This window comes from Pseudomonas moraviensis (assembly GCF_900105805.1).
Lineage (GTDB): Bacteria > Pseudomonadota > Gammaproteobacteria > Pseudomonadales > Pseudomonadaceae > Aquipseudomonas > Aquipseudomonas moraviensis_A.
On sequence record NZ_LT629788.1, the window covers coordinates 3,150,063 to 3,171,008 of the forward strand.

The following is a 20,946-nucleotide window of genomic DNA, read 5'->3' on the forward strand; positions in this document are numbered from 1 at the left end:
AGCTTGCTCCCGCTCGGCTGCGAAGCAGTCGTAAACCCGGTGAGTGCGGTGTGCCTGACTCACCCGGCTGAATGGATTTGGGGCTGCTGCGCAACCCAGCGGGAGCAAGCTCCCTCGCCACAAGGTTATTCGGCCGCGTCTTTGCCCACCTCATATTCACGCAGCTTGTTGGCAATCGTGGTGTGCGAAACACCGAGCCGCTTGCCCAGTTGTCGACTGCTCGGGTGCTCGGAATACAACCGTTCCAGTACCGCTTTCTCGAAACGCCCGACGATCTCGTCGAGATTTCCGTCGAGGGAAAAATCGCCAAGCGGCTGACGCACGCCGTAATCCGGCAGGCGGATATGTTCGGCCTTGACCTTACCGCCGTCGCACAACGAAACCGCCTGGAACAGCACGTTCTCCAGTTGCCGCACGTTGCCCGGCCAGTGGTAATGGCTGAGCCGCTCCATCGCCGCCGGGACCAGTTTCGGCAGCGGGCAGCCGATCTGCCGACTGGCCTGATCGAGGAAGTGCTCGACCAGCGGCGTCAAACCGTCGAGGCATTCGCGCAGTGGCGGAATGTGCAGCGACAACACATTCAAGCGGTGATACAGATCCTGGCGAAACTCGCCGCGCGCGCACAGTTCGGACAAATCCACCTGCGTCGCGCAGATTACCCGCACGTCGAGATAGACCTCTTCATCGCTGCCGACACGGCGGAAGCAACCGTCCTGGAGAAAGCGCAACAGCTTGACCTGCAAACGCGGGCTCATCTCGCCAACGCCATCGAGAAACAGCGTGCCGCCAGCGGTCAACTCCAGCAGGCCGAGCTTGCCTTCGGCCCGCGCACCTTCGAAGGCGCCTGGGCCGTAGCCGAACAGTTCGGTCTCGGCCATCGACTCCGGCAACCCGGCGCAGTTGAGCGCCATCAACGGCGATTGCCCACGCGGACTCGCGAGGTGGCAGGCGCGCGCGAGCAGCTCCTTGCCGGTGCCGGTTTCGCCTTCTATTAATAGCGGCGCATCCAGCGGCGCCATGCGTCGCGCTTCGCGGACCACGGCGGCCATGACTTTCGAGCTCTGGAAGATACTGTCGAAGCCCCGCAGTTCCTGTTTGCGCACATTGTAGATACGCTCGCCGACGCGATCGGCGCGGTGCAGGGTCAGCACCGCGCCGGCCATGGCCTCGCTGTCGTCGTGCTCCGATTGCAGCGGCGCGATGTCGGCGAGAAAGATGTCGCCCTTGACCTTGACCCGCATGCCGTTGATCCGCGACTTGTTGGCGCGCACCAGTTCCGGCAGGTCGAAATCCTCGGCATAACGCGACAGCGGAATCCCCGGCACTTCATCGACGCGCACCCCGAGCAATTGCGCTGCCGCGCGGTTGGCCGCAACGATCGAGCCGCCCATGTCGATCGACAACACCGGAAACTCCAGCGCGCCGAGCAACGCATTCAATTCCATATGCCGGCGTTCGCTGGGCATCAGGCCGACACGCTTGACCCCGAACACTCCACCAATCGCCTCGAACTTCGGCCGCAGCGCCTGGAACTGGATGTTGATCAGGTTCGGACAGTGCAGATAGATCGCATTGCCATGCTCACCACCCACCTCACCGCGGGCAACATTGATCCCGTACGCCACCAGCAGATTGAGAATGTCGCGCAGGATGCCGATGCGGTTCTGGCAGTGGACTTTGATGCGCATAAAAAAAGGCCCGGTTGAACGAAGAGAAACCTGTAGGAATGAGCCTGCTCGCGATAGCGGTCTATCAAGTTCATATTCATCGACTGACACACCGCTATCGCGAGCAGGCTCACTCCTACAGGGGAACGGCGCCCGATTTTCTGTCGAGGCACGCAGATAGTTGTCAAGATTATGTGACAGCCCCTGCCCTTTTCAAACCCACCAATCGCCGCAAATGCGCTCTAGCCGACAAACCGTAACGATAACTTTACGAAACAAGCAGAATTTTCCCACGCGCCTGCGGGTCAACATGCTGCACGCCTTCACACTCTCGGGTATTCCTGTAGCCATCGCTGGACATAACAAAAACCAGATTCCCCTAGCAGGAGAGCAGCATGAAGCAGACGCAATACGTGGCTCGCGAGCCCGATGCGCAAGGTTTTATCGACTACCCCGCCGAAGAACATGCGGTGTGGAACACGCTGATCACTCGCCAGTTGAAGGTGATTGAAGGTCGTGCGTGCCAGGAATACCTGGACGGTATCGAAAAACTCGGTCTGCCCCACGACCGCATTCCGCAACTGGCGGAGATCAACAAAGTCCTTGGCGAGACCACAGGCTGGCAGGTCGCCCGGGTGCCGGCGCTGATTCCTTTCCAGACTTTTTTCGAATTGCTCGCCAGCAAGCAATTCCCCGTCGCTACCTTCATCCGTACCCGCGAAGAACTCGACTATCTGCAGGAGCCGGACATCTTTCACGAGATCTTTGGCCACTGCCCGCTGCTGACCAACCCGTATTTCGCCGAATTCACCCACACCTACGGCAAGCTCGGTCTGCAGGCGACCAAGGAAGAGCGCGTGTACCTGGCGCGGTTGTACTGGATGACCATCGAATTCGGTCTGGTTGACACCCCGCAGGGCAAGCGCATTTACGGTGGCGGGATTCTGTCCTCGCCGAAAGAAAGCGTTTACTGCTTGTCGGACGAGCCGGAGCATCAGTTGTTCGATCCCCTGGAAGCCATGCGCACGCCGTATCGCATCGACATCCTGCAACCGCTGTACTTCGTCTTGCCGAATCTCAAGCGCCTGTTCGATGTCGCCCATGAAGACATCATGGCCATGGTTCGCCAGGGCATGCAGTTGGGCTTGCACGCGCCAAAATTTCCGCCGAAACCCAAAGCCGCCTGAACCGCGACTTTTGCTGACAATTGCGTCTGTGCGTCGCCGCCGCTTTGCTTTAGCGTGACGGCAATGACGGCACATGCGCTTTAATAAAAAACACACTCGATTTCAGGAATACACCATGTCGACTTTGAACCAAGCCCACTGCGAAGCCTGCCGCGCCGATGCGCCACAAGTCAGCGATGAAGAACTGCCGATCCTGATCAAGCAGATCCCTGACTGGAACATCGAAGTACGCGACGGCATCATGCAGCTGGAGAAGGTTTTCCTGTTCAAGAACTTCAAACATGCGCTGGCGTTTACCAACGCCGTGGGCGAGATCTCCGAGGCCGAAGGTCACCACCCGGGCCTCCTGACCGAGTGGGGCAAAGTCACCGTGACCTGGTGGAGCCACTCGATCAAAGGCCTGCACCGCAACGACTTCATCATGGCTGCGCGCACTGACGAAGTGGCGAAGACCGCAGAAGGACGCAAGTAATGCACTTCGACGCCATCGGCCGGGTCCCCGGCGACCCGATCCTCGGTTTGATGGAGGCTTATGCGCAGGATGCCAATCCGCGCAAATTCGACCTCGGCGTTGGTGTCTACAAGGATGCCCAGGGTCTGACGCCGATCCCGGAAGCGGTGAAGATCGCCGAAGCGCGGATGGTCGAAAGCCAGGACACCAAGACCTACATCGGTGGCCACGGCAACCCGCTGTTCGGCAAGGTCATCAATGAGCTGGTACTGGGTGCCGACTCGCCGTTGATCGCCGAACAACGCGCCGGCGCCACCCAGACCCCGGGCGGCACCGGAGCCCTGCGTCTGGCTGCCGACTTCATCGCGCAATGCCTGCCGGGCAAAGGTGTGTGGTTGAGCAACCCGACCTGGCCGATCCACGAAACGATTTTCGCCGCAGCCAAGGTCAAGGTCAGCCACTACCCGTACGTCGGTAGCGACAACCGCCTCGACGTCGAAGCGATGCTCGCCGTGCTCAGGGAAGTGCCGAAGGGCGACGTGGTGCTGCTGCATGCCTGCTGCCACAATCCGACCGGTTTCGACCTGAACCATGACGACTGGAAGCGCGTGCTTGAAGTGGTGCGCAGCCGCGATCTGCTGCCGCTGATCGACTTCGCTTATCAGGGTTTTGGTGATGGCCTCGAACAGGACGCGTGGTCAACCCGGCTGTTCGCGTCACAAGTGCCGGAGCTGTTGATCACCAGTTCCTGCTCGAAGAACTTCGGCCTGTACCGCGACCGCACCGGTGCGCTGATCGTCTGCGCCAACAACGCCGACAAGCTCACCGACATCCGCAGCCAACTGGCCAACATCGCCCGCAATCTGTGGTCGACGCCGCCGGATCACGGCGCGGCAGTGGTCGCGACCATCCTTGCCGATCCAGAGCTGAAAGCGCGCTGGGCCGATGAAGTGGAAGCCATGCGTCTGCGGATCGCGCAGCTGCGCAGCGGTCTGGTCGAAGCGCTGGAACCGCACGGTTTGCGCGAGCGTTTCGCGCACATTGGCGTGCAACGCGGGATGTTCTCCTACACCGGCCTGTCGCCGGAACAGGTGAAGCACCTGCGCGAACGGCACAGCGTGTACATGGTCAGCTCCGGCCGGGCCAACGTCGCGGGCATCGACGCCACCCGCCTCACCTCGCTGGCCGAAGCCATCGCCAGCGTTTGCAAATAATTACTGCAACACAAAACCCTGTGGGAGCGAGCCTGCTCGCGAAAGCGGCGTGTCATTCAACGAAAATGTTGCCTGACACACTGCCTTCGCGAGCAGGCTCGCTCCCACATTTGTTTTGTGGTGACCTTTGGGGGTTGCCCTCCCCTGCGGCCATCTGTCGCATTAATTTGAATTAAAAGTCTGATTGTCATTTTTCCTGCTGTATCCTGCGCAGGCTTTGTAAAGCGCGGAGCACCTGATCTATCAACAGACTTAGCGAGGAGCGCAACCATGCACGAGATTCCCAATCTCCCCTTCCCGAGCCTGCACGTACCTGAGCAGACGACCCCGCAACACACCGGCGCTGATAAGCCCGAGCCGCAAGAAGCCGCTGACAGCCGCAAAGCCGACAGCGAAGAGTAAGACCCGCCGTACAGACCGTGTGGAAAGCGCTAACATGCGCTTTCCACACTGCCTGAACCCGAGCCCGCCATGACCGACGAATTCTCCGAAAGCCAAGCTGCCGTACTGATCGGCGCCACCGAGAAAATGATCGAGATCTGGAATCGCCTGTCGCCCGAGAAGCAAGCTGCCCTGCTCGAGCGTTTCGGCAGCGAAGAGAACGCCCTCGCCGCCCTCGTCACCACGCAACTGGTCGCCCCGGCAAAATCCTGAAAGCGCCGCCCGGCAAATAGTTTTACTTTTCCCCGCCCCTGAACGGTTCACGCCGGTATCATGAGCAGCCTATCCAATCTGCTGCTCCCGTGGATCGTTACCCATGTCGTCTATATCCGAGCCCCAGCGCCCGCTGGCGGTTACGCTGCAAGTGGTTTCCATCGTCCTCTTCACCTTCATCGGTTACCTGAACATCGGCATCCCGCTCGCCGTGTTGCCGGGTTACGTTCACAGTGACCTCGGTTTCGGCGCGGTGATCGCCGGGCTGGTGATCAGCGTGCAATACCTCGCCACCCTGCTCAGCCGTCCGTATGCCGGCAAGATCATCGACAATCAGGGCAGCAAGCGCGCGGTAATGATTGGCCTCGCGGGTTGTGGCTTGAGCGGTGTGTTCATGCTGATTTCCGCGTGGACACCGAACCTGCCGCTGCTCAGCCTGATCAGCCTGTTGATCGGCCGCCTGGTACTGGGCAGCGCCGAGAGTCTGGTCGGTTCCGGTTCGATTGGCTGGGGCATCGGTCGCGTCGGCGCGGCGAATACCGCGAAAGTGATTTCCTGGAACGGCATCGCCAGTTACGGCGCTCTGGCGATCGGCGCGCCATTCGGCGTGTGGCTGGTGAGCCGCCTGGGTTTGTGGAGCATGGGCGTGAGCATCATCCTCCTCGCCTTGCTCGGTTTGGCGCTGGCATGGCCGAAGACCGCGGCGCCGATTGTCGCTGGTGAGCGTTTGCCGTTCATGCATGTGCTGGGCAAAGTCTTCCCTCACGGCTGCGGACTGGCGCTGGGCTCGATCGGCTTCGGCACCATCGCCACGTTCATCACCCTGTACTACGCGACCCAGCATTGGGATAACGCGGTGCTGTGCCTGAGCCTGTTCGGCGCCAGCTTCATCGGCGCGCGGCTGCTGTTCGGCAACCTGATCAACCGCCTCGGCGGTTTCCGCGTGGCGATCGCCTGCCTGTCGGTGGAAACGTTGGGGCTGTTGCTGCTCTGGATCGCGCCGGATGCGCACTGGGCCCTGGCCGGTGCGGCGCTCAGCGGCTTTGGCTTCTCGCTGGTGTTCCCGGCGCTGGGCGTCGAAGCGGTGAATCTGGTGCCGGCCTCCAGCCGTGGTGCGGCGGTCGGTGCCTATTCACTGTTCATTGATTTGTCGCTGGGGATCACCGGGCCATTGGCCGGGGCGATTGCCGCCGGGTTCGGCTTTGCTTCGATCTTCCTGTTCGCCGCATTCGCGGCGCTGAGCGGACTTGGTTTGAGTGTCTATCTGTACAAGCACACGGCGAAATACCGCGAGGCTTAAAAATCCACTTTGCCGCGTCCGGCCTTGATGCTGCCGCGCTTGGTTTTCGACTCCAGCCGACGCTTCTTCGAACCGAGGGTCGGCTTGGTCGGGCGGCGTTTCTTTTCGACTTTGGTGGCGCTGAGAATCAGCTCGACCAGCCGCTCCAGCGCATCGGCGCGGTTGGCTTCCTGGGTGCGATATTGCTGCGCCTTGATGATCAGCACGCCGTCGCTGGTGATGCGACTGTCGCGCAGTGCGAGCAGGCGTTCCTTGTAGAACTCCGGCAAGGACGAATTGGGAATGTCGAAGCGCAGGTGCATGGCGCTGGAAACCTTGTTGACGTTCTGCCCACCGGCGCCTTGCGCGCGGATGGCGGTCAACTCGATCTCGGCATCCGGCAGATGCACATTGTTGGAAATCACCAGCATGGAAAAGCGTCCGTAATCAGAGCGTGCAGGATAACCTGAAAATCATCGCAATCCTGCTGGAGACCCCCTTGTAGGAGTGAGCCTGCTCGCGATAGCGGGGTGTCAGTCGACAAATATGTTCCTGACATTCCGCTATCGCGAGCAGGCTCACTCCTACAAGGGATTTGCATGAACCCTGGAAACAACAAACCCGGCACTCTGGCCGGGTTTGTCGTTTCTGCATGCGCTGTTATTTCGCCGTTGCAGCCACCACCGGCTGCACACTGCGCTTGTTCTTGATCAGGTAGCAGACCCACATGAACACCACCCACACCGGAATCGCGTACACCGAGATCTGAATCCCCGGGATCAGCAGCATCACGCCGAGGATGAACACCACGAACGCCAGGCAGACGAAGTTGCCGTACGGATACCACAACGCCTTGAACAGCGGCGTCTGTTTGCTTTGGTTCATGTGCTGACGGAATTTGACGTGGGAGTAGCTGATCATCGCCCAGTTGATCACCAGCGTTGCAACCACCAGCGACATCAGCAGTTCCAGCGCGTGCTGCGGGATCAGGTAGTTGAGCAGCACCGCAACCAGGGTCACTGCCGCCGAAGCCAGAATCGAACGCACCGGCACGCCGCGCTTGTCGATCTTCGCCAGCGCTTTCGGCGCATCGCCCTGCTCGGCCATGCCCAGCAGCATGCGGCTGTTGCAGTAGGTGCCGCTGTTGTACACCGACAACGCGGCGGTCAGCACGACGAAGTTGAGGATGTGCGCAGCGGTGTCGCTGCCGAGCATCGAGAACACCTGCACGAACGGGCTGCCGCTGTACGAATCGCCGGACGCGTTAAGGGTTGCCAGCAGGCTGTCCCATGGGGTCAGCGACAGCAGGATCACCAGTGCGCCGATGTAGAAAATCAGGATGCGGTAGATCACTTGGTTGATCGCTTTCGGGATCACGGTTTTCGGCTTGTCGGCTTCAGCCGCGGTAAAACCGAGCATTTCCAGACCACCGAAGGAGAACATGATGATCGCCATGGCCATGACCAGACCGCTCACCCCGTTGGGGAAGAAACCGCCGTGGGACCACAGGTTGCTCACCGAGGCCTGCGGGCCGCCGTGGCCGCTGACCAGCAGGTAGCTGCCAAGGGCGATCATGCCGACAATGGCCACAACCTTGATGATCGCGAACCAGAACTCGGCTTCACCGAAAACTTTGACGTTGGCCAGGTTGATCGCGTTGATCAGTACGAAAAACGCCGCAGCGGAGACCCAGGTCGGGATGTCAGGCGCCCAGTAATGGATGTATTTGCCGACCGCTGTCAGCTCGGACATGCCCACCAGAATGTACAGAATCCAGCAGTTCCAGCCCGAGAGGAAACCGGCGAAACCGCCCCAGTATTTGTGCGCGAAGTGGCTGAAGGAACCGGCCACCGGCTCTTCAACGATCATCTCGCCGAGCTGGCGCATGATCATGAAGGCGATGAAGCCGCAGATGGCGTAGCCGAGGATCATCGACGGGCCGGCGGATTTCAGGACCCCGGCAGAACCAAGGAACAATCCGGTACCGATCGCGCCACCGAGGGCGATCAGTTGAATATGGCGATTTTTCAGGCCGCGTTTAAGCTCGCCTGATTGCGAGGGTTGTCCACTCATGAAAAAGGTCTCACGCAAGGTTTGATGATGTTCAGTAGACGTTGCTGCAAGGTTGCGATTTCAGGCAGCCCCGATCAAACCCCAGCGCAGGCACCAGGAGTTCAGCTCATTTACAACGGTCATGCGTCACCTGTTTGTTTTTATCTGTGACGAAATCGAACCCGGCACGCTTGTGGCGCGGCGGAGTGAACAAGGCGGGTAGCCTCGATATTTTTGCGATTACGCAGAGGGTCACAGTTAAAACGCGGCGCATTGTACACCGCTAACCCCCTGCTGCCAGACCCGCCTGATCAGCGTGTCGGTTGCCGGGATTGCGTGTGTCCGCCTCGATCGTCTCGAGCGGCTGCAAAATATGAGTCAGGCCTTTGCGGGCCATCGACGGGGACGAGGAAAAAACCGTCCCGCGGGGAGAAGTGGAAATCAGTCGCGGCGTTCATTGCGCCTCCTTCTTGTTATTGGCCTGCACGACAGGCATGCCGCGCATCACACCTCGCCTGAACAACGGAAACAAGCGCCCCAGAGCCTCACGCAGCGCCAGATCGAACGGCGCACGGAAGCTTTTCCTTACAACCGCACGCAACGCGTGAAAGCACCATATAGATCGCACCGAACCGTCAGCTTTTCTTTACAACCCGTAACGTAAATTTTCCGAATCAGAAATTTCTGAAGGATGTCTGCATCTTGACGGTAGCTAGCCTGCTATCGGCCGGTGTTCGACGGACGGTTCGTGTTCCAGCCTCCGCATGAGCCCTGTAGGAGCTGACGAGTGAAACGAGGCTGCGATCTTTTGATCTTGAAAATCAACATCAAAAGATCGCAGCCTTGTTTCACTCGTCAGCTCCTACGGGTGAGAGCACCGCATATGAGAGCCAGACAAAAAAACGCCAACCCTGAGGTTGGCGTTTTTTCTTCAGCTTGCAGCTTGCAGCTAGAAACTCACAGCTGCCTCACTCCGGCTTCTTGCGTCCGAAACCCGGGCGCTGACCGGAACCGGCCGGTGCGCCGCGGCGCTTGCCCGATGGCTTGTCGCCGTCGACCAGTTTGATCCCCGGGCGCTTTGGCGCAGGCTTGGCCGGGCGCTTGTTGGTGGTATCGGCCGGGCGATCCGCTACTGGCGTACCGCGACCGGCAGGAGCGCCGCGTTCGCCACGCTCAGTACGGCCATTGGCTGGACGCGGTGCGCGCTCGCCGTCTCGGGCAACCGGCTTGCGGCCTGGACGCTCGCCTTCAATCTGCGGCTCGCGGCCCGGGCGTGGCCCGGTCGGTGCGCCAGCGGCTGGGCGCAGGGTGCGCACGCGCTCGGTCTTGGCCATTGGTCGCGACGATTTGCGCTGCATGCGCTCGAGCTTGTCCTTGCTTTTGGCGTTCAGCTGCGGCATCGCCACCGGCGTCAGGCCGACTTCGGCGCTGAGTACGTCGACTTCGTACTGGCTCATTTCGCGCCAGCGGCCCATCGGCAGGTCGGAGTTGAGGAACACCGGACCGAAACGCACGCGCTTCAAACGGCTGACCACCAGACCCTGCGATTCCCACAGACGCCGAACCTCGCGGTTACGCCCTTCCATGACCACGCAGTGGTACCAGTGGTTGAAGCCCTCACCGCCCGGGGCCTGTTGAATGTCGGTGAAACGCGCCGGACCGTCTTCGAGCACCACGCCAGCTTTCAGGCGTTCGATCATCTCGTCGTCGACTTCACCGCGTACACGCACAGCGTACTCACGGTCCATCTCGTAGGACGGGTGCATCAGACGGTTGGCCAGCTCACCGTCGGTGGTGAACATCAGCAGACCGGTGGTGTTGATGTCGAGACGGCCGATGTTGATCCAGCGACCTTCTTTCGGGCGCGGCAGCTTGTCGAACACGGTCGGACGGCCTTCCGGGTCGTCACGGGTGCAGATCTCGCCATCGGGCTTGTTGTACATGATCACGCGGCGCACCGATTCGGCGGCCTCTTCGCGCTTGATCACCTTGCCATCGATGGTGATGGCGTCGTGCATGTCGACACGCAGGCCAAGGGTGGCGTCTTTGCCATTGACCTTGATCCGGCCCTGGCTGATCCAGGCTTCGACGTCACGGCGCGAGCCGACGCCGATACGGGCGAGGACTTTCTGCAGCTTTTCGCCTGCTGGGCCGATTTCCTGGTCGTCTTTCTGATTGATGTCACTCATCTGGGCACCTCCCGGTGTGGTCTGTTCAGGCGACGCCTGAAGCATTGAAATCTGGGTATTCGGCCGAAGGGATCGGCGAAGGGTCGCGAATCATACGCGGATGTGCGCCGTCGCGCATCAGAGACTAGCTGATCGATTGCCAGTTATTTCTTTTTCCGCCGACCGGCACCGCCGAGTTTGATCAGGCGCAGCGCGGCTTCGGCCAGCACAGTGCGCTTGTCGTCCTTGTCGAGCTTTTTCCAGGCCTTGATCTCGCGCTTGCTGCGGCCACAGCCGAGGCAGATGTCGTCGCTGAATTTGCAGAGGCTGATGCAGGGGTCTTTGGTTGAGCTCATCGAGGTCTCCGGAAAAACACGAATCCATTGTAGGAGTGAGCCTGCTCGCGATAGCGGTGGGTCAGTCGACATCATCTTGTCAGTTACACCGCTATCGCGAGCAGGCTCACTCCTACAGGGAATGGCGGTGTTCCGGGAATCGGGTCAATCGTCGAATTCGCGCCGTTCGGCTTCGATGGCTTCGGCCAGGGCGCGGGCTTCGGCTTCTTCTTCGCTGAGTTCGGGTTCCGGCTGCTCGAGGGCGGCGACAGCGGCCAGAAGTTTTTCGCGGGCCTCGGCGACACCGAGAATGTCGTCTTCCGGTTCGGCGTCAGGCGCGGTCTCAAGTTCCACTTCAATCGCGTGTTCGATGATCTCAGGCTCGGGCACCGGCGCTTCGCCATCCGCCGCATCGCGCAGCAAATCGTCGAAGTCGGTCTTGATCCCCTCCTCCATGCTGTCCAGTTCCAGCAGCAGGGAATGGAAGCTGGTTTCTTCCTTTTCCTCCTCGGGCTCGGCGCTGGCGTCGGCCAGTTCCTGCAGACTTTGCGGCACCGGCGCGTCGTCGAAATCGAGCACCGGCTCGGCTTCCATTTCGCGCAGTTCGGCCAGCGGCGGCAGGTCCTCGAGGTTTTTCAGGTTGAAGTGATCGAGAAACGCCTTGGTCGTGGCGAACATCGCCGGTTTGCCCGGCACGTCGCGATAGCCGACGACGCGGATCCACTCACGCTCAAGCAAGGTCTTGACGATGTTGCTGTTGACCGCGACGCCACGCACGTCTTCGATTTCGCCACGGGTGATCGGTTGGCGATAGGCGATCAGCGCAATGGTTTCCAGCAAAGCACGGGAATAGCGCTGCGGGCGTTCCTCCCAGAGTCGGCCGACCCACGGCGAAAACTTCTCGCGGATCTGCAAGCGATAGCCCGACGAGACTTCCTTGAGCTCAAACGCGCGGCCCTCGCAGGACTTGCCGAGCAGGGTCAGGGCTTTCTTGAAGACCGCCGGCTCCGGCCGCTCGCCTTCTTCAAACAGTTCAAACAGGCGCTCAAGGGATTGCGGCTTTCCGGAGGCCAACAGAAAGGCTTCAAGCAGGGGCGCCAGCTCGCGGGGTTCAGTCAGGTTCATGTAGGGACTCGTTATTCGGCTCGGGCTCGCACGTGGATCGCGGCGAAGGGCTCATTCTGCACCAGCTCGACCAAGGATTCCTTGACCAGTTCAAGGACCGCCATAAAGGTCACCACCACACCCAGGCGACCTTCTTCAGCGGTGAACAGCTCGACAAACGGCACGAAGCCGCCGCCTTTGAGCCGTTCCAGCACATCGCTCATGCGCTCGCGGGTGGACAGCGCCTCGCGGCTGACCTGGTGGCTTTCGAACATGTCGCCACGGCGCAGCACTTCGGCCATACACATCAGGATTTCTTCCAGCGCCACGTCCGGCAGCAGTTTACGCGCCCGTGCTTCCGGGGCATCGAGCTTGGGCACGATCACATCGCGGCCGACCCGGCTCAGGCCATCGATACCTTCAGCGGCAGCCTTGAAGCGCTCGTATTCCTGCAAGCGGCGGATCAGTTCGGCGCGCGGGTCGTCTTCTTCGTCTTCGACGGTTTCCGCGCGCGGCAGGAGCATGCGCGACTTGATCTCGGCGAGCATCGCCGCCATCACCAGATACTCGGCGGCCAGCTCCAGACGCACCGACTGCATCAACTCGACATAGCCCATGTACTGGCGGGTGATTTCCGCCACCGGGATGTCGAGGATGTTGATGTTCTGTTTGCGGATCAGGTACAGCAGCAGGTCGAGCGGGCCTTCGAAGGCTTCAAGAAAGACTTCCAGTGCATCCGGCGGGATGTACAGGTCCAGCGGCATTTCCATGACTGCCTGGCCATAGACCATGGCAAATGGCAGTTCCTGCTGAGCGCCGGCCTGGGGATCGACCACGGTTTCCACTGCGGACATTCAGGCCTCGACCATGAACGGCGTCGGATCGCCGCAACCGACGCGGACCACTTCCGGGTCGTCGCCGGTCAGGTCAATCACCGTCGACGCCTTGATGCCGCCGAAACCGCCGTCGATGATCAGATCGACCTGATGCTCAAGCAACTGGCGCATTTCGTACGGATCGCTCAGTGGGTCTTCGTCGCCGGGCATGATCAGCGTCACGCTCATCAGCGGCTCGCCGAGTTCGGCCAGCAGCGCCAGCGCAATCGGATGGCTGGGCACGCGCAGGCCGATGGTGCGTTTCTTCGGATGCAGTAACAGGCGCGGTACTTCGCGGGTAGCGTTGAGAATAAAAGTGTAAGGCCCCGGCAGATGCGCCTTGAGAATGCGGAAGGTGCCGGTGTCGATCTTGGCGTAGTTGCCCAGTTGCGACAGGTCGCTGCAGATCAGCGCGAAGTTGTGCTTTTCATCGAGCTGGCGCAGACGTCGCACACGCTCGATCGCGGTCTTGTCGCCGATCTGGCAACCGATGGCGTAGGACGAGTCCGTGGGATAAATCACCACCCCGCCCTTGCGGATGATCTCGACCGCCTGTTTGATCAGGCGCGCTTGCGGGTTTTCCGGATGTATCTGGAAAAATTGACTCACATTCTCTACCTGTTCAGACGGCGGCAATATCTGTGTCATGTTTGAACCGACACCACAGGGGTGGAAGGTCCTCGGGAACCGGCCGGTACTGGCCGATCTCGGACCAGCCGCCAGGGCCATGGAAGTCACTGCCGGCGCTGACCAGCAGACCGAACTCACGGGCAAGGATCGCCAGGCTGCCCACCTGTTCCGCGGGCTGGTGGCCATTGACCACCTCGATTGCATGCCCGCCTGCTTGAATATAGTCGGCAATCAGCTTTCGGCGTTTGCTGCGGGTGAAATCGTAGTGCCAGGGATGCGCCAGACTGACCCAGGCACCGGCGGCGCGCAGGGTGCCGACGGTGTCTTCCAGGGTCGGCCAGTGCAGCTTGACGTCGCCGAGCTTGCCGGCGCCGAGCCATTTGCGAAACGCCTCGGCGCGATCCTTCACAAAACCTTCACGCACCATCCAGTCGGCGAAATGCGGACGGGCCGGCGCGTTGCCGCTGTCGCCCAGTTCCTGCTGGATCTGCCGGGCGCCCTCAAGGGCGCCGGGCATGCCCTTGAGGGCGAGCTTGCGGCTTATTTCTTCGGACCGCAGCCAGCGACCATCGTGCAATTTGGCGATCGCTTCGACCAACGGCGCGGCGTTGACGTCGAAACCGTAGCCCAACACATGAATGGTCGCCCCGCCCCAGGTGCAGGACAATTCGACGCCGTTGACCAGTTGCATGCCCAACGCGGTCGCCGCCGTACGCGCTTCGGCGAGGCCTTCGAGGGTGTCGTGGTCGGTCAACGCCAGGACTCGCACGCCGTTTTCGAACGCACGCGCAACCAGAACCGCAGGCGCCAGGGCGCCGTCGGAGGCCGTGCTGTGGCAGTGCAAATCAACATTCACGGGGAGTTGTAACCTCAAATCAGCTGGCGCTATCGCGCGCCCGTATGTTTGTTATTATGCCGCCACATCCAGCTTCTGGCTCTCACTGTGAAACAATTCATCGATTTCATCCCGCTTCTGCTGTTCTTCATCGTTTACAAACTTGATCCACGGGTCGTCGACATTGCCGGCCAGCAAGTGACCGTAGGCGGTATCTACAGCGCCACGGCGATGCTGATCATCAGCTCCCTGGTGGTGTACGGCGCGCTGTTCATCAAGCAGCGCAAGCTGGAAAAGAGCCAATGGCTGACGCTGATCGCCTGCCTGGTATTCGGCAGCCTGACGCTGGCCTTCCACAGCGAAACCTTCCTGAAATGGAAAGCGCCGGTGGTCAACTGGTTGTTCGCTGCGGCGTTCATCGGCAGCCATTTCATCGGTGATCGCCTGCTGATCAAGCGCATCATGGGCCACGCGCTGACCCTGCCGGATCCTGTGTGGACCCGTTTGAACATCGCCTGGATCGCCTTCTTTCTGTTCTGCGGCGCCGCCAACCTGTTCGTCGCCTTCACCTTCCAGAGCATCTGGGTCGACTTCAAGGTGTTCGGCAGCCTGGGCATGACCGTGCTGTTCCTGGTTGCACAGGGCATCTACCTGTCGCGTCATCTGCATGACACCGATACCACAACGCCAAAAACCGAGGACTGACATGCTCTACGCCATCATTGCCACCGACGTTGCCAACTCGCTCGAAGCCCGCCTGTCCGCGCGCCCGGCGCATCTGGAACGCCTGCAAGCGCTCAAGGGCGAAGGCCGCATCGTGCTGGCCGGCCCGCATCCGGCGGTCGACAGCAATGATCCGGGCGCAGCGGGTTTCACCGGCAGCCTGATCGTCGCCGAGTTCGAGTCCCTCAGCGCTGCCCAGGCCTGGGCCGACGCCGATCCGTACATCGCCGCTGGCGTGTATGCCAATGTGATCGTCAAGCCGTTCAAGCAAGTCCTGCCTTGAGTCCTTCCACGCGATGAACCTTCTCGGTTCATCGCGCTCTCAATCGCTCATTATTCTCGTTTGCCTGCCGACAACCTGCCCAATATCCATTTGGAAGCAGGTGTCGCGATGCGCAAGGGTCCGTTGTGTCTGATGTTGCTCACGTTGTCGATCATGGCGCCCGCCCATGGTGAGGAAACCACCGAAAGCGGCAGCTCCACGCCATTGTCATTGAGCGCCGGCAGCCAGATCACCGAGCTGCAACAGCGGCTCAAGGCCAGTGAACAGCAGCGCGAGGAACTAAACAAACAACTGCAGAATGCCGACAACACTCGCGAAAGCGCCCAGCTTGCCCGGTTGCGCCAGGAGAACCAGCGTCTGAAGCTGCAACTCAAGGAAGCCCAGGCCAGCCCGTTGCCGCGTTTGCTGACCGATCAACAGCAGTGGTTCGTCACTGGCGCCGGGGTAGCGCTATTGGCGCTGCTCTGCGGTATCTTTGCCAGTGGTGCAAGCCGAAAACGTCGGCAATGGCTAAATTGAGTGAGTCATGAGCGAGCTGTTACTGATTGATGATGACCAGGAGTTGTGCGAACTCCTGAGTAGCTGGTTGAGCCAGGAAGGCTTCCAGGTGCGCGCCTGCCACGATGGCCAGAGCGCCCGCAAGGCGTTGGCCGAAACCGCCCCGGCGGCGGTGGTGCTGGACGTTATGCTGCCCGACGGCAGCGGTCTGGAACTGCTCAAGCAATTGCGCAACGACCATGCGGACCTGCCGGTGCTGATGCTGTCGGCGCGTGGCGAACCGCTGGACCGCATCCTCGGCCTCGAACTGGGTGCCGACGATTATCTGGCCAAACCCTGCGACCCACGCGAACTCACTGCACGCCTGCGCGCCGTGTTGCGCCGCAGCCACCCGGCGGCCGTATCGACGCAGCTTGAGCTGGGTGATCTGAGTTTCAGCCCGGTGCGCGGCGTGGTCAGCATCGAGGAAAAAGAACTGACGCTCACCGTCTCCGAGAGCCGCCTGCTCGAAGCCCTGCTCAAGCAGCCCGGCGAGCCGCTGGACAAACAGGAACTTGCGCAACTGGCCCTCGGCCGCAAGCTGACCCTTTACGATCGCAGCCTCGACATGCACGTCAGCAACCTGCGCAAGAAAATCGGCCCCCACCCCGACGGCCGCCCGCGCATCGTTGCGCTGCGTAGTCGGGGTTATTACTACAGCCTATAAGACCTGCGCCTTGTAGGAGTGAGCCGCACGCGATGGCGGTGTGTCAGTCAACACATTCTTGTATAGCGCGCCGCCATCGCGAGCAGGCTCACTCCTACAGAGGGGTATCTGATCGTTTCCACGCTCTGTAGGGAATGCAGCCGTCGGTGACTTTGCAGTGGTTAATCGGGCATCGAACGAATAATGTCGGCCAAATCGTCCTTGGTTATCTCGTTGGCCTTAATGGCAGCGGCAATGTCTTTTTTGGAAAGTGGAAAACGCTTGAAAATTTCTTGCAAAGTATTCGCATCAACATTTGCCAGCCAGAGCGGATCAATGAAAGAACCGCCATACTCAGGCTTCATCGGTACTTCTTCGTGGGCAATCGTACCCTTATGGTTGAGATACACCACATAACGATCATGCCCTTCAGGAAAGCTTTTATCGTGATATAGCGTAGTACCCTGCGGCAGCACGTAGTAATTCTCGTCGCCGTTTGGACCCTCGATCAGCAACGGTTCTTTAGTTTTGATCATCTTCATATCGTGCCCCTTCGCATTATCATCAAAAATCAGAAAAGCCAAAAAAATCGCATTGACGGTTAAAGCTACTGCCGCCAGGCATAGGCCGAGTCGCTTATTTGTAAACGTTTTTCTTATCATAGGGTGCCTCGGCATTTGCTTCGAGCATGGCTTGCAAGTCCGCAGGCATGAAGATCCCATCCTGCGGACTATTTTGCGTACGCGCGGCCTGCCGTTCGATGAAAGAAAGACCTCGCATTTCGTTATATTTCGAAGGGTTGTACAAAATAGACTTACCTGAAACCTTTGCTCCTGCAATCGTCACTGTTGTGCAGTTATTCGTGGTCGGGTGATAGTTTGAAGGAAGGACATAACGTGCTGACGAAGCTGTTTTTCTCCTCTGCTCTTTTTGCTGAGCGATAACAGCATCGAAATGAGCGATCACAGCCTCAGCCTTTGCGTTATCCAAAAAATAAACAAAACCTGTCGTCGTACGTCCTAAGCTATTTTCACCAGAGATATAAGCCTTGAAAGAAGTCCAGACATTCAGAACGCCCTCACCCTCGCTATCAAACGTACCCCATGTCTTACCATAACGGCCAAAGTCGTAAGTGATATCTTTGCTACCCACCACTACATGTAAAGCTGCGTGTCCGAAAGGATGCTCTTCTTTATCGCGAGTGTAAGGGCCTCCCACCAGTATTTCCATATAGGCACCGGATACGACTACCTGGTTGGTCTTCGTTGTTTTCCCTGACACACCTGTGTTCTTTGCTGACTGTGTTGTGCTAGTAGATTGAGTGGGCTGAACCATTAAAGATGTTCCGTATCTTCAAGTTTCGGAAACTTTATGCTGCAATTTCCCCTAGGAACATTTGCAACATGCACAAAGCCATTTTCGTCAAGCAAGCCTGTCAACAAGGTGCCATCGGGGAGCGTCAATTCATACGCCTCGTTGGCGATAGGCTCACCTCTTTCGTTGAGCAACTGAAACTCAACGAAAGTCTTTTCTTTCAAAAATTCCGAGAAGAAGCTAATTGGAGCGCCACCACCAGACTCACCTACGAAGGTGTCGGGCGATCCAGCAGTAATCGTCGCTCCGCATGCCGTCAGGGAGCCAACATGGGCAACTTCTTTCCCCAAACCGAAAACATGGGGAGCGCCAGTCGTGATGGGATTGCTGCCGTGAATTGGGCAAGAGTAAATATCCCCAACCAAAGCCACGGGCATCGAATTCACAAAAATAGGACTTGATCCAGTCGTGATATTTCCGCCGTGACTCCCTGGATCTCCGAGCCTTGCGACCGGCTTTCCTGCCATCGTTTTTCTCCTTTGAACTTCACGATGAGCAGATGTTACCTCACTTTGATGACTGCTCAACGATCACTGTTCCCGTCCTTTCGCATCAACACCCTGCAGGGCGACTCTCAATTCAATGCGTATCTTCCTCAACTGCAAATCAGAAAGATCGCAGCCTTCAGCCCCTCCCACATTGCTACGCGGGTCATTCACATCAGTGTTTGTCAGTTCGGGTACGAAGCGTCTTTACCGAAGCTTTACGCTGCGCTGACCGCCGCTGACCTTGATCTGCGTAATCTGCACTCATCCGGAACGTACCGGGAACGAGACAAGGAGATACACCATGCGCAAGACTCTTATCGCTCTGATGTTCGCTGCCGCTCTGCCAACCGTGGCCATGGCCATGCCGCAGGATGGCGGTCCGCTGGGTGGTCCGCTTGATGGCCCGCGCCACGGCGGTCAGATGCACGGCGGCATGCACGGCAAAGGCCCGTACAGCCAGCTCGACCTGACCCGCGAACAGCGCGAGCAGATCCGCAAGATCATGGGCGAGCAGATGCATGAGCGTAAGCAGGTGGTCGACAAGTACCTGGAAAAACTCTCGCCGGCCGACCAGAAAGCCATGAAGGACGAGATCGCGGCCAACCACAAGAAAGCCGAATCCGATGTCCGCGCACTGCTGAAACCCGAGCAACAGAAGCAGTTCGACGAGATCCAGAAAAAACGCGCCGAACGCCGCGCCGAATGGGCCGAGTTCAAGGCCTGGAAAGCGCAGCAGGCACAAAAGGCGCAATAATGGCTTGAGCCTGGGCCCGACGACTCACATCGTCGGACCTGTTTTCATCGATCCAAATGCAGGAGTGAGCCTGCTCGCGATAGCGGTGTGTCAGTTGACAGATTTTTGTCTGACCCACCGCTATCGCGAGCAGGCTCACTCCTACAGGGTTTTGTGTTTTTTGAGGAGTTTCTGTGCGTTCACTGTTCTGGCGGATTCTTGCGAGCTTCTGGCTGGCCATCGCTCTGGTAGCCGGGCTGTCGATCCTGCTTGGGCACATGCTCAATCAGGACGCGTGGATACTCAGCCGCCATCCCGGCCTCAACACACTGGCGGCAGAATGGACGCAGACTTACGAAGGCCAGGGCGAAGAAGCGGCGCAGGACATCCTCGAACAACGCAAACGCCAGTATCACATTGACGTTCAGGTGCTCAACGAAACCGGCGACCCGGTGGTGCGTGGCACCTTCCCGCGTCGCGCCGCCGCGTTCGAAGCGCGGCAGAACAACGACGATCGCCGTCTGCCGTGGCGGCGTCTGACTGACGAGATCACCAGTGAGAAAACCGGTGACACCTACCTGTTCATCTACCGCATCCCGCACCCGGAACTCGACGCCTGGCACCGCGAAAGCCTGCTCTGGCCGCTGAGTGCGCTGGGCATTGCACTGGTGGTGCTGACCCTGTTCAGTTTGCTGGTGACCTTCTCGATCACCCGCCCGCTCAGTCGCTTGCGTGGCGCGGTGCATGATCTGGGACAGACCACTTATCAGCAGAACAGCCTGGCAAAACTGGCCAACCGACGCGACGAATTCGGCGTGCTCGCCACCGATTTCAACCGCATGGGCGCACGTCTGCAAAGTCTCATTGGCAGTCAGCGGCAGTTGCTGCGCGATGTCTCCCATGAATTGCGCTCACCCCTGGCGCGCCTGCGTATTGCCTTGGCCTTGGCCGAGCGCGCCAATCCTGAAGAACGCGAGAAACTGTGGCCACGGCTGACCCGCGAATGCGATCGGCTGGAGGCGTTGATCAGTGAAATCCTGGTGCTGGCGCGGGTCGATGCCGACAACGCCAGCGCTGAAGACGTGGATCTCAATGCGCTGCTCGCCACGCTGCAAAAGGATGCGCAGTTGAGCTCGCCCGAACAGACCGTGCGCCTGCAAGCCGAGCCGCAGCTGAATCTCAAAGGCTGGCCAACGATGATCGAACGCGCCGTGGATAATCTGCTGCGCAACGCCCAGCGCTTCAACCCCAGCGATCAGCCGATCGAACTGCAGGCCTCGCGGCAGGGTGAACGGATTGTCATCAGCGTGCGCGACCACGGGCAGGGCGTGCAGGCGGAGCATCTGAGTCAGCTGGGCGAGCCGTTCTACCGAGCGCCGGGGCAGACGGCCGCCGGGCATGGCTTGGGACTGGCGATCGCCAAACGGGCGGCGGAACGGCATGGCGGCACGCTGACGCTGGCCAATCATGCGCAGGGCGGGTTTGTGGCGAGTCTGGAATTGCCCCTCGTACCGGGAGTCGTGGTCCAGCCCTGAAAAGCCCCTCACCCCAGCCCTCTCCCCGAGGGAGAGGGAGCTGACCGAGGTGTCTGGCGTGATGCATCGACGTGAAAGACCGGGTCGATTATGGATTCGCAGAAACACCACGTCCGGCATTTGAGGCGAATCTGGATCCAGCGAAGGCGGCTCAGGTCGGTGTAATTCCAAAGCAT

At 59.7% G+C, this 20,946-nt stretch carries 24 protein-coding genes; 12 read left to right on the forward strand and 12 right to left on the reverse strand.

Going from position 1 to position 20,946, the window contains the following annotated elements; translation table 11 throughout:
- Positions 1 to 125 precede the first annotated feature (125 nt).
- Positions 126 to 1,688, reverse strand: a complete 1,563-nt coding sequence (locus BLU71_RS13990; protein ID WP_083353322.1) for a sigma-54-dependent transcriptional regulator — start codon at positions 1,686 to 1,688, stop codon at positions 126 to 128.
- A gap of 374 nt (positions 1,689 to 2,062) precedes the next feature.
- Between BLU71_RS13990 and phhA the strand changes: the two genes are divergently transcribed.
- The 6 genes from phhA (at position 2,063) to BLU71_RS14015 (ending at position 6,473) form a co-directional block, all read left to right on the forward strand.
- Positions 2,063 to 2,854, forward strand: coding sequence for a phenylalanine 4-monooxygenase (phhA, locus tag BLU71_RS13995; protein WP_042607502.1), 792 nt, complete (start codon positions 2,063 to 2,065; stop codon positions 2,852 to 2,854).
- A gap of 115 nt (positions 2,855 to 2,969) precedes the next feature.
- Positions 2,970 to 3,326, forward strand: a complete 357-nt coding sequence (locus BLU71_RS14000; RefSeq protein WP_016771115.1) for a 4a-hydroxytetrahydrobiopterin dehydratase — start codon at positions 2,970 to 2,972, stop codon at positions 3,324 to 3,326.
- Positions 3,326 to 4,519 carry an amino acid aminotransferase gene (locus BLU71_RS14005; RefSeq protein WP_083353323.1) on the forward strand — a complete coding sequence of 398 codons (1,194 nt, stop codon included), beginning with the start codon at positions 3,326 to 3,328 and terminating at the stop codon, positions 4,517 to 4,519. The genes BLU71_RS14000 and BLU71_RS14005 overlap by 1 nt, the downstream gene beginning before the upstream one ends.
- 270 nt (positions 4,520 to 4,789) lie before the next feature.
- On the forward strand, positions 4,790 to 4,921 hold the full coding sequence (locus tag BLU71_RS27920; RefSeq protein WP_268893344.1) for a hypothetical protein: 132 nt from the start codon (positions 4,790 to 4,792) through the stop codon (positions 4,919 to 4,921).
- Positions 4,922 to 4,990: 69 nt separating this feature from the next.
- Positions 4,991 to 5,173 (forward strand): hypothetical protein, encoded by a 183-nt coding sequence (locus tag BLU71_RS14010; RefSeq protein WP_039761215.1) that lies wholly within the window; start codon positions 4,991 to 4,993, stop codon positions 5,171 to 5,173.
- A 112-nt stretch (positions 5,174 to 5,285) separates the two neighbouring features.
- Complete coding sequence (locus BLU71_RS14015) at positions 5,286 to 6,473, forward strand: MFS transporter (RefSeq protein ID WP_083354337.1); 1,188 nt, start codon at positions 5,286 to 5,288, stop codon at positions 6,471 to 6,473.
- Here BLU71_RS14015 and arfB read toward each other — a convergent pair.
- From arfB to BLU71_RS14055, 8 genes are all read right to left on the reverse strand, one after another.
- Positions 6,470 to 6,883 (reverse strand): alternative ribosome rescue aminoacyl-tRNA hydrolase ArfB, encoded by a 414-nt coding sequence (gene arfB, locus BLU71_RS14020; protein WP_016771119.1) that lies wholly within the window; start codon positions 6,881 to 6,883, stop codon positions 6,470 to 6,472. The genes BLU71_RS14015 and arfB overlap by 4 nt on opposite strands.
- Before the next feature lie 229 nt (positions 6,884 to 7,112).
- Positions 7,113 to 8,525, reverse strand: coding sequence for an amino acid permease (locus BLU71_RS14025; protein ID WP_042607500.1), 1,413 nt, complete (start codon positions 8,523 to 8,525; stop codon positions 7,113 to 7,115).
- Positions 8,526 to 9,472: 947 nt separating this feature from the next.
- Positions 9,473 to 10,693, reverse strand: a complete 1,221-nt coding sequence (gene rluB / locus BLU71_RS14030; RefSeq protein WP_039761212.1) for a 23S rRNA pseudouridine(2605) synthase RluB — start codon at positions 10,691 to 10,693, stop codon at positions 9,473 to 9,475.
- A 143-nt stretch (positions 10,694 to 10,836) separates the two neighbouring features.
- A complete protein-coding gene (locus BLU71_RS14035; protein ID WP_016771121.1) occupies positions 10,837 to 11,028 on the reverse strand; it encodes a DUF1289 domain-containing protein in 192 nt (63 codons plus the stop codon).
- Between the two features lie 144 nt (positions 11,029 to 11,172).
- Complete coding sequence (gene scpB, locus BLU71_RS14040; protein ID WP_065617420.1) at positions 11,173 to 12,132, reverse strand: SMC-Scp complex subunit ScpB; 960 nt, start codon at positions 12,130 to 12,132, stop codon at positions 11,173 to 11,175.
- Positions 12,133 to 12,143: 11 nt separating this feature from the next.
- On the reverse strand, positions 12,144 to 12,842 hold the full coding sequence (locus BLU71_RS14045; RefSeq protein WP_172667879.1) for a segregation and condensation protein A: 699 nt from the start codon (positions 12,840 to 12,842) through the stop codon (positions 12,144 to 12,146).
- 123 nt (positions 12,843 to 12,965) lie between these two features.
- Entirely contained in the window at positions 12,966 to 13,595 is a 630-nt protein-coding gene (locus tag BLU71_RS14050; RefSeq protein WP_016771124.1) for an L-threonylcarbamoyladenylate synthase, read from the reverse strand.
- A 13-nt stretch (positions 13,596 to 13,608) separates the two neighbouring features.
- The gene (locus BLU71_RS14055) at positions 13,609 to 14,472 is read right to left on the reverse strand and encodes a PHP domain-containing protein (protein ID WP_065617421.1); all 864 of its coding nucleotides are present in this window, start codon (positions 14,470 to 14,472) and stop codon (positions 13,609 to 13,611) included.
- Positions 14,473 to 14,559: 87 nt separating this feature from the next.
- Between BLU71_RS14055 and BLU71_RS14060 the strand changes: the two genes are divergently transcribed.
- The 4 genes from BLU71_RS14060 (at position 14,560) to BLU71_RS14075 (ending at position 16,661) form a co-directional block, all read left to right on the forward strand.
- Entirely contained in the window at positions 14,560 to 15,156 is a 597-nt protein-coding gene (locus tag BLU71_RS14060) for a septation protein A (protein ID WP_042607495.1), read from the forward strand.
- 1 nt (position 15,157) lies between these two features.
- Positions 15,158 to 15,457, forward strand: coding sequence for a YciI family protein (locus BLU71_RS14065; RefSeq protein WP_041478984.1), 300 nt, complete (start codon positions 15,158 to 15,160; stop codon positions 15,455 to 15,457).
- A 108-nt stretch (positions 15,458 to 15,565) separates the two neighbouring features.
- Entirely contained in the window at positions 15,566 to 15,976 is a 411-nt protein-coding gene (locus tag BLU71_RS14070) for a translation initiation factor 2 (RefSeq protein ID WP_016771128.1), read from the forward strand.
- Between the two features lie 7 nt (positions 15,977 to 15,983).
- Positions 15,984 to 16,661, forward strand: a complete 678-nt coding sequence (locus BLU71_RS14075; protein WP_065617422.1) for a response regulator transcription factor — start codon at positions 15,984 to 15,986, stop codon at positions 16,659 to 16,661.
- 161 nt (positions 16,662 to 16,822) lie between these two features.
- On the opposite strand, the gene BLU71_RS14080 is transcribed toward BLU71_RS14075, so the two are convergent.
- The 3 genes from BLU71_RS14080 to BLU71_RS14085 form a co-directional block, all read right to left on the reverse strand.
- The gene (locus tag BLU71_RS14080) at positions 16,823 to 17,182 is read right to left on the reverse strand and encodes a hypothetical protein (RefSeq protein ID WP_223259156.1); all 360 of its coding nucleotides are present in this window, start codon (positions 17,180 to 17,182) and stop codon (positions 16,823 to 16,825) included.
- A 94-nt stretch (positions 17,183 to 17,276) separates the two neighbouring features.
- The gene (locus tag BLU71_RS27335) at positions 17,277 to 17,975 is read right to left on the reverse strand and encodes a hypothetical protein (protein ID WP_116659053.1); all 699 of its coding nucleotides are present in this window, start codon (positions 17,973 to 17,975) and stop codon (positions 17,277 to 17,279) included.
- On the reverse strand, positions 17,975 to 18,481 hold the full coding sequence (locus tag BLU71_RS14085; RefSeq protein WP_065617423.1) for a PAAR domain-containing protein: 507 nt from the start codon (positions 18,479 to 18,481) through the stop codon (positions 17,975 to 17,977). Before BLU71_RS14085 ends, BLU71_RS27335 begins: the two co-directional genes overlap by 1 nt.
- 322 nt (positions 18,482 to 18,803) lie before the next feature.
- Here BLU71_RS14085 and BLU71_RS14090 point away from each other — a divergent pair, with 322 nt between their 5' ends.
- A complete protein-coding gene (locus tag BLU71_RS14090; protein WP_042607494.1) occupies positions 18,804 to 19,256 on the forward strand; it encodes a Spy/CpxP family protein refolding chaperone in 453 nt (150 codons plus the stop codon).
- A gap of 173 nt (positions 19,257 to 19,429) precedes the next feature.
- Positions 19,430 to 20,770, forward strand: a complete 1,341-nt coding sequence (locus BLU71_RS14095; protein WP_083353324.1) for a sensor histidine kinase — start codon at positions 19,430 to 19,432, stop codon at positions 20,768 to 20,770.
- The last annotated feature ends 176 nt before the right edge of the window (positions 20,771 to 20,946 follow it).